Below are 13,180 nucleotides of genomic sequence, written 5' to 3' on the forward strand. Positions count from 1 at the left end.
GGCGGGCCGGCCGGCGCAATATCCGGTAGACTGCGCCGATGTGCGTCAATTATCTATGTCCCCACCCGGATCAACTGCCGCTGTTCGGCGTGGAGCCCGGCGAGCTGGTTTGGCCGGAGGAGGCCTGGCAGGACTACGCCGCCCCCTTCATCGCGGCCGGCCGCCAGGGCCTGGAGCTGCGGCTGGGCAATTACGGCCTGGTGCCCAAGCGCCATCAGCCGGAAGGCATGCGGCTGTCCACCACCAACGCGCGCTCGGAAACCGTGGCCGAGCTGAAAAACTTCCGTTACCCGTGGCGGGCCGGCCAGCGTTGCCTGGTGCCGATGCGCGCCTTTTTCGAGCCTTCGTACGAAACCGGCCGCGCGGTGCGTTGGCGCATCGGCCTGGCCGACGACGCGCCGTTCGCGGTGGCAGGGCTGTGGCGGGCCTGGTCGGAGCCGGACGGCTCGATCAGCCACGCCTTCACCCAGCTGACGGTGAACGCCGAGGCGCACGCGCTGATGCGGCGCACCCACAAGCCGGAGGACGAGAAGCGTTCGCTGGTGATTGTGCGGCCGGAGGATTACCAGGCCTGGCTGACGGCGCGCCGACCGGAGGATGCGTATCGCTTGCTGCGCCTGTATCCGGCGGAGGAGATGCGGGCAGAGGACGCGCCGCTGGCGCCGCGCCAGGGCGCGGCCAAGCCGGCGCCGCAGCCGCAGCCGCGCACCTTGGGTTTGTTCGACTGAGCGCCGTCTGAGCAAAGCCGTTTTCTCCGCCGCAAGGCCTTGTTTCGCCGGAGCTGGCGAGACCCTCAACGGGAGTTAAGACCGGTCGCCGAGGAAGACGGCGAATGCTGGCGGGTATCGCCTGCGGCTCCACCCGCCCTACGCGAGGCGGTTGGCCAGGGGTAGGGCGGGTGGAGCGTAGCGATACCCGCGCGGAGGTCGGCTGCAGAGGCTTGGGGCGCCTTGGACGCGCGGCTCTCTGAGCGCCAAGCCTGGTTCAGCGCACTGAAAAAGAGGTTAGATCATCGCCTTCGGATCCACCCACTGATCAAACTGCTCCGCCGTCACATAACCCAGTTCCAGCGCCGCCTGCTTGAGGGTGCCGCCGTTGGCGTGGGCAAGCTTGGCGATGGCGGCGGCCTTGTCGTAGCCGATGTGCGGGTTGAGCGCGGTGACCAGCATCAGCGATTGCTCCAGCAATTGCTCGATGCGCGGGCGGTTGGCCTGCATGCCGCGCACGCAATGATGGTTGAGGCTGTCCATGCCGTCGGACAGCAGCCGCGCGCTTTGCAGGAAGTTGTGGACGATCAGCGGCTTGAACACGTTCAGTTCGAAATTGCCGGAGGCGGCGCCGATGGACAGCGCCACGTCGTTGCCCAGCACCTGGCAGCAGAGCATGGTCATCGCCTCGCACTGGGTGGGGTTGACCTTGCCCGGCATGATGGAGCTGCCCGGCTCGTTCTCCGGGATCAGCAGTTCGCCCAGGCCGCTGCGCGGGCCGGACGCCAGCCAGCGGATGTCGTTGGCGATCTTGATCAAGGCGGTGGCCAGTTGCTTGAGCGCGCCGTGGGAGTGCACCAGCGCGTCGTGGCCGGCCAGCGCGGCGAACTTGTTGTCGGCGCTGAAGAAGGGCAGGCCGCAGGCGCGACCCAGCTCGGCGGCCACGCGCGGGCCGAATTCCGGGTGGGTGTTGAGGCCGGTGCCCACGGCGGTGCCGCCCACGGCCAGCTGGTAGAGGCCGGGCAGCGCCGCGCGGACGGCGTGTTCGGCTTGCTCCAGCTGGTCCACCCAGCCGGACAGTTCCTGACCCAGGGTCAGCGGGGTGGCGTCCTGCAAATGGGTGCGGCCTATCTTGACGATGTCGGCGAAGGCGGCCACTTTGTCCACCAGCGCGGCGCGCAGCCGGCCCAGCGCCGGCAGCAGCCGGTCGTGCACCGCGCGCGCGGCGGCCACGTGCATGGCGGTGGGGTAGATGTCGTTGGACGATTGGCCGCGGTTGACGTCATCGTTGGGGTGGACGAGCCGGCCGGGGCCGCGTTCGCCGCCCAGGAGTTCCGAGGCGCGGTTGGCCAGCACCTCGTTCATATTCATATTGCTCTGGGTGCCGGAGCCGGTCTGCCACACCGACAGCGGGAAGGCGTCCGGGTGTTTGCCGGCCAGCACTTCGTCGGCGGCGGCGACGACGGCGTCGGCCTTGTCCGCCGGCAGCTTGCCCAGCTCGCGGTTGGTCAGCGCGGCGGCGCGCTTGACCTGGGCCAGCGCCAGGATCAGTTCCGGCGGCATGGTTTCGCTGGAAATGGCGAAGTGGCCGAGCGAGCGTTGGGTCTGCGCGCCCCACAGCGCGTGGGCGGGGACTTCGATGTCGCCGAAGGAATCGTGTTCTATTCTGTGTGTCATGGCATGCCTTTCGCACGGGAATGAGGTTTCGATTGTATGCTAAATGCAAATTCAGGACTGAACCATTGACCTGTTTTCCAGTCTGAACACGAGGCGGAGCGCCTCGAACAGGCTATTTTGCAAGGCGCTCCCATCGCTTCTGCCCTTGATTTGCATCTTGGCTTTCAACAGGAGTCCACCATGTCGCTTCGTTCCGAATCCACTTTGCGTTCCTTTACCCTGGCCTCGGGCCAGTCCTGTCAATTTCATTCGCTGCCGGCTCTGGCGGAGCTGGGCGTCGGCGATGTCGGCCGGCTGCCGGTGTCGCTGCGCATCGTGCTGGAGTCTTTGCTGCGTCATCTGGACGGCCAGCGCGTGGCCGAGGCGCATGTGCGCCAGCTGGCCGGCTGGCAGCCGCGGGCGCCGCGCAGCGAGGAGATCCCCTTCGTGGTGGCGCGCATCGTGCTGCAGGATTTCACCGGGGTGCCGCTGCTGTGCGATCTGGCGGCGATGCGCTCGGTGGCCGAGCGCTTCGGCAAGCCGCCCAAGCGCATCGAACCGCTGGTGCCGGTGGACCTGGTGGTGGACCACTCGGTGCAGATCGACCACTTCCGCGAGAACAACGCTTTGGACCTTAACATGAAACTGGAATTCCGCCGCAACGCGGAGCGCTACCGTTTCATCAAATGGGGGATGCAGGCCTTCGACACCTTCAAGGTGGTGCCGCCGGGCATAGGCATCGTGCACCAGGTGAACCTGGAGTATCTGGCGCGCGGGGTGTTGAGCAAGGGCGGGGTGTATTACCCGGACAGTCTGGTGGGCACGGATTCGCACACCACCATGATCAACGGCCTGGGCGTGGTGGGCTGGGGCGTGGGCGGCATCGAGGCCGAGGCCGGCATGCTGGGCCAGCCGGTGTATTTCCTGACGCCGGACGTGGTGGGCGTGCATTTGAAGGGCCGGCTGCGCGAGGGAGTGACCGCCACCGACCTGGTGCTGACCGTGACCGAGCTGCTGCGCAAGGCGCAGGTGGTGGGCAAGTTCGTGGAGTTCTACGGCGCCGGCGCGGCCTCGCTGACCTTGCAGGACCGGGCCACGCTGGCGAACATGGCGCCGGAATACGGCGCCACCATGGGCTTCTTCCCGCCGGACGAGCAGACCGCCGCCTATCTGACCGCCACCGGCCGCAGCGAGGCGGAGGTGGACGCGTTCCGCCGCTACTTCCAGGCCCAGCAGATGTTCGGCATGCCGCAGCAGGGCGACATCGACTACAGCAGCGTGCTGGAGCTGGACCTGGCCGAGGTGACGCCCAGCGTGGCCGGTCCGCGCCGGCCGCAGGACCGCATCGCGGTGCCGGAGCTGAAGCAGCGCTTCAACGAGCTCTTGCAGCAGCCGGCCAAGACCGGCGGCTACGGCAAGGACGGCGCCGGCGGCTTCAGCGGCAAGCTGCGCCACGGCTCGGTGCTGATCGCGGCGATCACCTCCTGCACCAACACCTCCAACCCGGGGGTGATGCTGGCCGCCGGCCTGTTGGCGCAGAAGGCGGTGGCGCGCGGCCTGAGCGTGGCCGGCCACATCAAGACTTCGCTGGCGCCCGGCTCGCGGGTGGTGACCGATTACCTGGGCAAGGCGCATTTGCTGGCGCCGCTGGAGCAACTGGGCTTCCGCGTGGCGGCCTACGGCTGCACCACCTGCATCGGCAACGTCGGCCCGCTGGAGCCGCAGCTGGAGAACGAGGTCAGCGGCCAGGATTTGATCTGCGCGTCGGTCTTGTCCGGCAACCGCAACTTCGAGGCGCGAATCCATCCGGCGATCAAGGCCAACTTCCTGATGAGCCCGCCCTTGGTGGTGGCCTTCGCCATCGCCGGCCGGGTGGACATCGATCTGGAGCACGAGCCGCTGGGCGTCGGCGTGGACGGCAAGCCGGTGTATCTGCGCGATGTCTGGCCCAGCCAGCAGGAGGTGGGCGCGGCTTTGCTGCAAGCCACCGACGCGGCCACTTACCGCCGGCTGTACCAGGACTTCGCCAGCGGCAACCCCTTGTGGAACGACATCGCCGCCAGCACGGGCGAGGTCTACGGCTGGGAGCCGTCCAGCTATATCGCCGAACCGCCGTTCTTCCAGGATTTCGCGATGCAGCCCACGCCGCAGCCGCCCATCCGCGGCGCGCGCGCCTTGGCGATTTTCGGCGACTCGGTGACCACCGACCACATCAGCCCGGCCGGCTCGATCAAGCCCAGCTCGCCGGCCGGCCTGTATCTGCAGGGGCAGGGCATTCAGCCCGGCGATTTCAACAGCTACGGCTCGCGGCGCGGCCATCACGAGGTGATGATGCGCGGCACCTTCGCCAATGTGCGCATCCGCAATCTGATGCTGGCGCCGGACGCCGACGGCAAGCCGGTGGAGGGCGGCCTGACCCTGCTGCAGCCGGACGGCGAGCAGATGGCGATCTACGACGCGGCGATGGCCTATGTGCGCGCCGGCACGCCGACGCTGATCTTCGCCGGCGAGGAGTACGGCACCGGCTCCAGCCGCGACTGGGCGGCCAAGGGCACGCGCCTGCTGGGCGTGCGCGCGGTGGTGGCCAAGAGCTTCGAGCGCATCCACCGCTCCAACCTGGTGGGCATGGGGGTGTTGCCGCTGCAGTTTCTGGACGGCGACAGCGCCGCCGGCCTCAAGGGCGACGAAACCTTCGAGTTGCGCGGGCTGGAGGACGGCATCGCGCCGCAGCAGCGGGTAAGGCTGCTGGTCCGCGACGCCGCCGGCGGCGAGCGAGAACTGCCCTTGCTGTTGCGCATCGACACGCCGGTGGAGGTGGACTACTACCAACACGGCGGCATCCTGCCCTATGTGCTGCGCCAGTTGCTGAGCTGAACGCCAGGCGAGACTAGGGCTCAATGAACAACAGCCGCTGCAAGCGGCTGTTGTTCATTCCCGGCGGGCGGCGGCTTCAGCTGCGGCCCAGCTTGAAGTTCTGCCAAAAACGGCCGTAGATGCGCAGGGTTTCCTGGCCCACGCTCTTTTGAATGAAGCTGTTTTTCAGGTCTTCGGCGCTGGGGAAGATGGAGCGGTCGTTCAGGTACTGCTTGTTGACGAACTGCCGCGCCGGCAGGCTGCCGGGGGCGAAGGTCACGGTATTGGCGTTGTCCGCGGCGATTTTGGCGTCCAGGCTGTAGTTGATGAAGGACAGCGCGTTGGCCACGTTCTTGGCGTCCTTGGGGATGGCCATGCTGTCCACCCAGATGGCCACGCCCTGTTTGGGCATCAGCGGCACTACCTTGACGCCGTTCTTGGCGTCCGCGGCGCGGCGCTTGGCGATGTTGAGGTCGCCGCCGTAGCCCATGGCCAGGCAGACTTCGCCGCTGGCCATGTCGTTGATGTAGCCGGAGGAGGAGATGCGGGTGACGCTGGCGCGGATGGCGTTGAGCTGCGGCATGATGGCGCGGTAGTCGGCTTCCTTGGTGCTGCCCGGGTCCTTGCCGAAGTAGTGCAGCGCCATCGGGAAGAATTCGGACGGGGAATCCAGGATGCTGACGCCGCAGGACTTGAGCTTGGACACGTATTCCGGCTTGAACAACAGGTCCCACTCATTGGCCGGCAGCTTGCCGCCCAGCGCCTTTTTCACCTTTTCCTCATTGATGCCCAGAGTGATCACGCCCCAGAAATACGGCACCGCGTATTTATTGCCGGGGTCGGACACTTCCATCATCTTCAGCAATGCCGGGTCTATGTTCTTGTAGTTGGGGATCTTGTTCTTGTCCAAGGGCTGGAACAGGCCGGCCTTGATGCCCAGGCCCAGCACATTGTTGGACGGCACCACCAGATCGAAGCCGGAGCGGCCGGTCATCAGCTTGGCGTTGAGGGTTTCCATGCTGTCGTAGACGCTGTAGTTGACCTTGACGCCGGTTTGCTTGCTGAAGGCCGGCACCGTGGTGGGGGCGATGTAGTCGGACCAGTTGTAGACGTTGACGGTATTGGCTTGGGCGTGGGCGGCGCCGGCGAGGCCGAGCGCGAGCAGACAGTGCTTCCAGGTATTCATGTTCTCTTCCTTCTCTCTCTTTGCGTGGTTCTTTCGATCCGTGCGGCCGGGTAGGCCCGGCTCTGACGCTAGGCGCCGGCGCGGGCCGGATCCTGCCGAGCCAGCATATCGCCCCACGCTGGTGGCGTCTATTATTTTTGCCATTTGATGTTTTTGTGTTAATTATTCGCATACTCCATGCAACCACGCCTGACGCGCGCGGTCCTGCCATAAGCGGGACCGGCCGGCGGACACGGCGGGATGCGCGCATTCGCGCCGGGGCTTGCGCGCCGACGCGGACATAAAGACAACAAGGCGAGGGCCGACGTAGCGACGCGGTCCCGGAGCAAAGGAGATGCACCATGCGTAATGTTGACAACGCTTTGCCGGCCCCGGACGGGGGAGGCTTGAGCGCCAAGGGTTTGCCCGCCGGCTCCATCGGCATTCTCGGGCTGGTGGTGATAGGGATTTCGGTATGCGCGCCGGCGTACACGCTGACCGCCTCGCTGGGGCCGGCGGCCACTCAGGTGGGCAAGCAGATGCCGGCGGTGTTTTTCGTCAGTTTCATTCCCATGTTGTTGGTGGCGATAGGCTACCGCGAGCTGAACCGCGAAATGCCGGACGCCGGGACGTCCTTCACTTGGGCCACGCGCGCCTTTGGGCCGTGGATAGGCTGGATCGCCGGCTGGGGGCTGGTGGTGTCCACGGTGCTGGTGCTGTCCAACACCGCCGCGGTGGCGGTGGACTTCATGTATCTGGCGCTGGGCCAGGCCTTGGGGCGGCCGGACATCGCGGCGCTGCCTGACGACACGGTGGTGAACATCGCCTCCTGCCTCAGCTTCATGGCGGTGGCCACCTGGATTTCCTGTCGCGGCCTGCAATCGACCAAGCGGGTGCAGTATGTGTTGGTGTCGTTCCAGGTGCTGGTGCTGGGCTGGTTCGCCTGGGCCGCGTTCAGCGCCGCCGCCGACGGCGGCCATCCGTATTCCATCCCGGTGGAGTGGAGTTGGTTCAATCCCTTCGCCGTGGAGAGTTTTTCCCAGTTCGCCGCCGGGGTGGCGGTGTCCATCTTCGCCTATTGGGGCTGGGACACGGTGGTGACCATTAGCGAGGAAACCACCGGCGACAAGCGCGCCAATCTGTCCGGCAAGGCCGCCACGCTGGTGATGGTGCTGCTGGTGGGCTCTTATGTGCTGATCAGCGCGGCGGTGGTGTCCTTCGCCGGCGTGGGCACCGACGCCACCGGCCTCGCCAACCCGGCCATCGCCGCCAATGTGTTCACCGCGCTGGCCGGGCCGGTGATGGGGCCGGCGGCCATTCTGCTGTCGCTGGCGGTGATGTCCAGCTCCGCGGCGTCCCTGCAGTCCACTTTCATGTCGCCGGCGCGCACCATGCTGGCGATGGGCCACTATCAGGCCCTGCCGGCCAGGTACGCGGTGGTGGAGTCCCGCTTCAAGGCGCCGGCTTACGCCACCGTGGTGTCCGCGCTGGTGGCGTCAACGTTTTACGCGGTGATGCGGGTGGTGAGCGAGAACGTGCTGTCCGACACCATTACCGCGCTGGGCATGATGGTGTGTTTCTATTACGGCCTGACGGCCTTCGCCTGCGTCTGGTATTTCCGCAAGCAGGCGCTGACTTCGGTGCGTCATTTCCTGTTGCGCGGCTTGTGCCCGGGCTTGGGCGGCGTTCTCTTGTTCGTCGCCTTGATCCGCACCACGCTGGACAGCATGGACCCTGCCTTCGGCAGCGGCTCGCATATCGGCGGCCTGGGCCTGGTGTTCATCCTGGGCGTGACGGTGGCGCTGACGGGCTTGCTGGTCATGCTGTACATGTACCGCAAGAGCCCGGCCTTTTTCCGCGGCGAGGTGCTGAGGAAGGGCACGCCGGTGTTCAGCTTCGACGAAAAAATCTGAGAACCTGCTTACGATCTGCTGCGCGTCGTGGAGCGTTGCACGGTGAATACAAGCTCAAAATGCTCATGTGCCACTTGTACATTCCGCTTTTTCGCTGGTTTTCGCCTTGTCTCGCCTTGGCTCGCGAGATCGTAAACACGTACTGAGGCTCTGAGGGCCGGCTGAGCGCGTTCAATTGAAAAAGCCGCCCGGGAGGGCGGCTTTGATGTTTGACTAGCGCCGGCGGCTCAGATGCGGAAGAAACGCACCGCCTGATGCAGGTTCTGGGCGATGTCGGACATCGAGCGCGAGCTGTCCGCCACATTGCTGACGATGGCGGTGTTCTCCTCGGCCATCTGCGCCACTTTCTCCATGTTCTGGGCGATCTCGGTGCTGGCCAGCTTCTGTTCCTGCACCGCGCTGACGATGGTGCCGGTGCTGTCGGTGGACTTGGCCACCGCCTGTTCGCCTTCCTGCAGGGCGTTCTCCACCGTGGAGACAAAGGACTGGCTGCTGCTCAGTGACGCCAGGCTGCTGGTGATGGCGTCTTCCAGCTCCACGGACTGGGTGCCCAGCACGTGGGTGACCTGATCGATTTCCTTGGCGGATTCGGCCGAGCGCTCGGCCAGCACGCGCACTTCGTCGGCCACCACGGCGAAGCCGCGGCCCAGTTCGCCGGCGCGGGCGGCTTCGATGGCGGCGTTCAGCGCCAGCAGGTTGGTCTGGTCGGCGATGTCGCGCACTTGGCTGGTCATGCTGGTGATCTTGCGGGTGTTGGCCACGAAGTTCTTCACCGCTTCGGCGATGCCGTTGACGGCCTTTTCGACGTTGTCGACTTCCTTGATCAGCAGGCTGAGCTGGGCGGTGCCGTTCTTGGCGGTGACCAGGCTGGTCTGCGCGTGTTCGCGCACTTCCTGGGCGGCTTCGGCCACGTGGCTGATGCTGACGGTCAGTTGCTCCACCGCGGCGGCGGAGCTGGCGGCGGCCTGGCTTTGCTGGTGGGAGGCGGTCAGCACCTGATCGGCGGATTCGGACAGCTGGCTGGCCACGCTATTGGCTTCTTCCGCGCCTTGCTGGACGTTGCCGATGGCTTTCACCAGTTGTTCGCGCATATCGGCCAGCGCGGCGATGACCTGGGCCGGCTCGTCCTTGCCGTCCGGCGTCAGCTCGATGCGCAGATTGCCGGCGGCCACTTCGCGCGCGGCTTCCACCGCGCTGTTCAGCGGGCGGGTGATGGAGCGGGTCAGCAGCCAGCCTATCAGCGCGGCCGCGGCCAGGCAGACGGCGGTGATGGTCAGCGAGGTGGCGCGCACCGCGGTGGCGCTGGTTTCGGCGTCCTTGCGGCTGTCCTGGGCGCGGTCCGCCAGCGCCTTGCCCAGCGCTTCCACCTTTTGTTCCAGTTGGTGGATCAGCGGGCGGTGCTGGTTGACCATGAAGGCTTCGGCTTCTTTGTTCTGGTTGGCCAGCGCGAAGGCCATCAGCTTTTGCGTGGGCGCGTCCAGCGCGGCCTGAGCCTGGCCCACGTCTTTGAGCAGGGCGGCGGTGGCCGGTATCGGCGGGAATTTGGCGAAGTGGTCTTCCAGCGCTTTTTCAGCGTTGTTGAAGGCCTTGATGGTCTGGTCGGTCTGCGCCTTGATCTCGGCCATCTTGGCCGGGTCGGTCTCAATGATCAGGTCGCGCGCGCCGATGCGCTGTTGTTGCAGGTGGTGATCCAGCTGCGCGACGATCAGCAAGGATTCCAGCCGGTTGTCGGTGATGTCCTCCATGCTGTCGCTGATGGAGGAGAGTCCGTTGAGCATGACCACACTCATGATCAGCACCAGGGCGATCAGCGCGCCGAAGGCGAGGGCGAGTCTTTGTCCAATGCGCAGGTTTTTCATCAGTTTGTCCCGTGGTGACTTTATTGTGGTGCTTCCAATTTAATATATTTATGAAGTGATCAAAAAGTGAATAATTACTTATAGGACAGCGGATAAATTTTTGGAGACGTTTTTGCGCCGTCGCGGAAAAACCATGGGCATGGGGCGGGGCGGCGGCGAGGCGGGACGGGGCGCGGCGCGGCGCCGTCGTTTATGCGAGGGGTATGAAAAAAGCGGACCGAGGTCCGCTTCGTCGGGCTTGCCGCAGTTCGCGGCTTACTTCTGGATTTGCGCCTTGGCTTTCAGCTCGGCGATCAGCTTTTCCACGCGGCCGCCCATGATGCGCTGGGTCAGTTGCGGGCGGATGTCGTCCAGCGCCGGCACATTGCGTTGCACGCGGGCGTCGTCCAGCTTGATCACGTGCCAGCCGAACTCGGTCTTCACCGGTTTGGCGGTCACTTCGCCCTTGGACAGCTTGGTCATGGCTTCGGAGAACGGCGCCACGAAGGTGCCGGCTTCCTGCCAGTCCAGATCGCCGCCCTTGTCCTTGCTGCCCGGGTCTTGCGATTTTTCCTTGGCCAGCTTGTCGAAGGACTTGCCCTTCTTCAGCGCGTCGATCACCGCCTTGGCTTCGGCCTCGGTTTTCACCAGGATGTGGCGAGCGTGGTATTGCTTGGTTTCCGGCACGCTGGCCACCAGCTTGTCGTACTCGGCCTTCAGGTCGGCGTCGCTGACCGCATTGGACTTCTCAAAGTCCTTGATCAGGCGGTTGGCCAGCGCCATCGCTTGCATATTGGCCAGTTCGGCGGCGAATTCCGGCGACTTGTCCAGACCCTTCTTCACGGCTTCCTGACGCAGCACTTCGGCGGTGACCAGTTGATCCTTGACCATGTCGCGCGCTTGCGGATTGGCCGGCTGGCCTTGGGCTTCCATCATCTTGACCACGGCGTCGATGCGGGCGTCGGAGATGGCCTGGCCGTTGACGGTCGGGCCGGCAACCACGATGGCGCTGCCGGCGAAGGCGGCTACAAGGGCGCTGGTCAGCAGGAGTTTACGCATATTCTTAGGTGTCCTGAAGGTTTGGTTTATTGGATCTTGGCCTTGGCGCGCAGGTCTTCCACTGCCTTGGCGATGGCTTCTTCTTGCAGTTGGCGGCCGATTTGCGGCTTGGCCTCATCCAGCGACGGAAGCTTGGCGTCACGAATGTCTTCCACCTTGAACACGTGCCAGCCCAACGGGGACTGGTACGGCTTGCTGCTGGTCTGGCCCTTGCGGATGTCCTTCAGCGCGGCGGCCAGCGGCGGGTCCATGCGGTTGAGGTTGCCCCAGCCCATTTCGCCGTTGCTTTGCTTGGCGTTGGGGTCGATGGAGCGGGTTTTCACCAGTTCGTCGAACTTGGCGCCCTTTTTCAGATCGGCGATCACTTTCTGCGCGTCGGCCTCGCTCTTCAGCGTGATCTGGCGCGCGTGGACTTCCTTGCTGCCGGACTGCTGGGCGGCGAGCTTGTCGTAGACGCTCTTGATCTGGGCGTCGCTCACCGGCGCCTGTTTGGCGATGTCGGCGAACAGCGCTTCGCGCAGCATTTCATTGCGGATGTCGTCCAGGCGTTGGGCGAATTGCGGCTGTTTGTCCAGTTGGCGCTTGCGGGCTTCCTGCAGGATCACTTCGCGGGTGATCAAGGAGGTTTTCAGCTGCTCGCGCAGTTCCGGATTGTCCTGGGCCTTGCCGCCGCTGCTTTGCACAATGTTGGCGACGGCGGCGTCCAGCTCTTTCTTGTCGATGGCGGCGCCGTTGACCACGGCGATGGATTCCGCCGCGGCGGGCAGGGCGATGGTGGCGGCCAGCGCGACGGCGGCGATGCGGGAAAGCTTCATGGGATACCCCTTGGATGGAATCAAGTCAGATTTCTTCAGGCGTGAACGCTTTGATGGCCAGAGCGTGCACCTTGGTTTGCATCAAGTCGCCCAGTGTTTCGTAGATCAGCCGGTGGCGATGCACGCGGCTCAGTCCCTGAAAACGGGCGCTGACGATGGTTAGCGTGTAATGTCCGCCGCCGTCGCGCGCGCCGGCGTGGCCGGCGTGCAGCGCGCTGTCGTCCTGGATGTCCAGGTGTTCCGGCGTCAGCGCCTGCAGGGCGGCGCTGAGCAGTTCAACCGTGGCGCTCATTGCGGCAACACCTTGAGGAAGGGTTTGACGCTGACGCCGGCGTAGACGCCGGCCGCCACGTAGGGATCGGCGTCCGCCCAGGCTTGGGCGGCGTCCAGCGATTCGAATTCCGCGACGATCAGGCTGCCGCTGAAGCCGGCGGGGCCGGGGCTGGCGCTGTCGATGGCGGGACAGGGGCCGGCCAGCACCAGGCGGCCGGCGTCCTGCAGCGCCTGCAAGCGCGCCAGATGGGCCGGGCGGGCCTCCAGCCGGCGCGGCAGCGAGTCTTCATGATCTTGGCCGATGATGGCGTAAAGCATTATTTCTTTTCCTCAATGTATTTGGCGAGGAACAGGCTTTGGGCGATGACGAAGGCCAGCATCAGGCCCAGGCCGCCAAACAGTTTGAAATTGACCCACACGTCTTCGCTGAAGCGATAGGCGACGAACAGGTTGAGCGCGCCCATGAAGGCGAAGAAGCCCACCCAGGCCCAGGTCAGCTTGCGCCAGACCGGCGCGGGCAGTTGCAACTGCTGGCCCATCATCAGCTTCAGGCCGTTCTTGCCCAGGAAGTCGCTGATCAGCAGGCCGGCGCCCATCACCCAGTACAGCACGGTGGGCTTCCACATGATGAAGTGCTTGTCGTGCAGCAGCAGGGTGGCGCCGCCCAGCACCACGATCAGGCCCAGGCTGACCCACTGCATGGTGTCCACCTTGCGGTGGCGCAGCCAGGTCCAGCCCACCAGCAAGGTGGTGGCGACGATGGCGACGCCGGTGGCGATGAACATGTCGCGGCTCAGCCAGTAAGTGGCGAAGAACAGGACGACGGGAAACAGGTCGGTGAAGAATTTCATGCGCACGATTATGGGGGCGGCCCGGCGGATATTCAAGCCGGGCAAGGGTT

At 65.2% G+C, this 13,180-nt stretch carries 11 protein-coding genes; 3 read left to right on the forward strand and 8 right to left on the reverse strand.

Annotated elements, in window-relative coordinates:
* Nucleotides 1–38 precede the first annotated feature (38 nt).
* Nucleotides 39–728 carry an SOS response-associated peptidase gene (locus JW897_RS10530; RefSeq protein WP_205466043.1) on the forward strand — a complete coding sequence of 230 codons (690 nt, stop codon included), beginning with the start codon at nucleotides 39–41 and terminating at the stop codon, nucleotides 726–728.
* 276 nt (nucleotides 729–1,004) lie between these two features.
* Here JW897_RS10530 and fumC read toward each other — a convergent pair whose 3' ends face one another.
* Nucleotides 1,005–2,384, reverse strand: coding sequence for a class II fumarate hydratase (fumC, locus tag JW897_RS10535; RefSeq protein ID WP_048414810.1), 1,380 nt, complete (start codon nucleotides 2,382–2,384; stop codon nucleotides 1,005–1,007).
* 180 nt (nucleotides 2,385–2,564) lie between these two features.
* On the opposite strand from fumC, the gene acnA reads away from it, so the two are divergent.
* On the forward strand, nucleotides 2,565–5,237 hold the full coding sequence (acnA, locus tag JW897_RS10540) for an aconitate hydratase AcnA (protein WP_205466044.1): 2,673 nt from the start codon (nucleotides 2,565–2,567) through the stop codon (nucleotides 5,235–5,237).
* A gap of 76 nt (nucleotides 5,238–5,313) precedes the next feature.
* On the opposite strand, the gene JW897_RS10545 is transcribed toward acnA, so the two are convergent.
* Entirely contained in the window at nucleotides 5,314–6,402 is a 1,089-nt protein-coding gene (locus JW897_RS10545) for a polyamine ABC transporter substrate-binding protein (RefSeq protein ID WP_048414808.1), read from the reverse strand.
* Nucleotides 6,403–6,743: 341 nt separating this feature from the next.
* On the opposite strand from JW897_RS10545, the gene JW897_RS10550 reads away from it, so the two are divergent.
* Nucleotides 6,744–8,294, forward strand: a complete 1,551-nt coding sequence (locus JW897_RS10550) for an APC family permease (protein WP_205466045.1) — start codon at nucleotides 6,744–6,746, stop codon at nucleotides 8,292–8,294.
* A gap of 227 nt (nucleotides 8,295–8,521) precedes the next feature.
* Here the strand turns inward: JW897_RS10550 and JW897_RS10555 are convergent, their stop codons facing one another.
* The 6 genes from JW897_RS10555 to JW897_RS10580 all read right to left on the reverse strand — a co-directional run bounded on the left by JW897_RS10555 (nucleotide 8,522) and on the right by JW897_RS10580 (nucleotide 13,130).
* Entirely contained in the window at nucleotides 8,522–10,153 is a 1,632-nt protein-coding gene (locus tag JW897_RS10555) for a methyl-accepting chemotaxis protein (protein WP_053077407.1), read from the reverse strand.
* 255 nt (nucleotides 10,154–10,408) lie between these two features.
* Nucleotides 10,409–11,191: a peptidylprolyl isomerase gene (locus JW897_RS10560; RefSeq protein WP_205466046.1), complete on the reverse strand. Its 783-nt coding sequence runs from the start codon at nucleotides 11,189–11,191 to the stop codon at nucleotides 10,409–10,411.
* A gap of 26 nt (nucleotides 11,192–11,217) precedes the next feature.
* The gene (locus JW897_RS10565; RefSeq protein WP_048414805.1) at nucleotides 11,218–12,006 is read right to left on the reverse strand and encodes a peptidylprolyl isomerase; all 789 of its coding nucleotides are present in this window, start codon (nucleotides 12,004–12,006) and stop codon (nucleotides 11,218–11,220) included.
* Nucleotides 12,007–12,031: 25 nt separating this feature from the next.
* Complete coding sequence (locus JW897_RS10570) at nucleotides 12,032–12,298, reverse strand: BolA family protein (protein WP_048414804.1); 267 nt, start codon at nucleotides 12,296–12,298, stop codon at nucleotides 12,032–12,034.
* A complete protein-coding gene (locus JW897_RS10575; RefSeq protein WP_048414803.1) occupies nucleotides 12,295–12,597 on the reverse strand; it encodes a YciI family protein in 303 nt (100 codons plus the stop codon). Before JW897_RS10575 ends, JW897_RS10570 begins: the two co-directional genes overlap by 4 nt.
* Nucleotides 12,597–13,130, reverse strand: coding sequence for a septation protein A (locus tag JW897_RS10580; protein ID WP_048414802.1), 534 nt, complete (start codon nucleotides 13,128–13,130; stop codon nucleotides 12,597–12,599). The genes JW897_RS10575 and JW897_RS10580 overlap by 1 nt, the downstream gene beginning before the upstream one ends.
* Between the last annotated feature and the right edge of the window lie 50 nt (nucleotides 13,131–13,180).

This window comes from Chromobacterium alkanivorans (assembly GCF_016937655.1).
GTDB classification, from domain to species: Bacteria; Pseudomonadota; Gammaproteobacteria; order Burkholderiales; family Chromobacteriaceae; genus Chromobacterium; species Chromobacterium alkanivorans.